Below are 420 nucleotides of genomic sequence, written 5' to 3' on the forward strand. Positions count from 1 at the left end.
AGAAAATATTACGGAAAGGAGATGTCGTGATGTCCAAAAAGCCAAAATGTCCGCTCATAGGTCAGAACGGGAATATCTTTAATCTTATGGGCATTGCTTCAAAAACGCTGAAGAGAAATGGCATGTCGAATGATGCCAAGGAAATGTGCGACCGTATCACCTCTTCCGGCAGCTATGATGAGGCACTGAGCATTATTGACGAATATGTGGAGATCACTTCGGCTGACGATGAAGAAACCGAAGATTTTGGAATGGAGATGATGTGAATGACGTATTTATTCATAGGAATGCTGATAGGCGGGATTATCGGGTTTACGGTCGGAGGTCTTGCCATAGCTTTTAAATCAGCCGAAAAGGAGCTTGCCCGTCTTGATAAGGAGGTCAAAGATGCACACAAACAGAGTTAAAGCCAAAGTAGAC

2 protein-coding genes are annotated in these 420 nt (G+C 43.6%); both read left to right on the plus strand.

What is annotated here, in order from left to right; all coding sequences use genetic code 11:
• Positions 1-29 precede the first annotated feature (29 nt).
• Positions 30-266: a hypothetical protein gene (locus LI114_RS13765; RefSeq protein ID WP_413770912.1), complete on the plus strand. Its 237-nt coding sequence runs from the start codon at positions 30-32 to the stop codon at positions 264-266.
• Positions 267-407 carry a hypothetical protein gene (locus tag LI114_RS13770; RefSeq protein WP_195389138.1) on the plus strand — a complete coding sequence of 47 codons (141 nt, stop codon included), beginning with the start codon at positions 267-269 and terminating at the stop codon, positions 405-407.
• Positions 408-420 lie beyond the last annotated feature (13 nt).

This window comes from Ruminococcus sp. 210702-SL.1.03, from assembly GCF_020559915.1.
Classification (GTDB): Bacteria; Bacillota; Clostridia; order Oscillospirales; family Ruminococcaceae; genus YE71.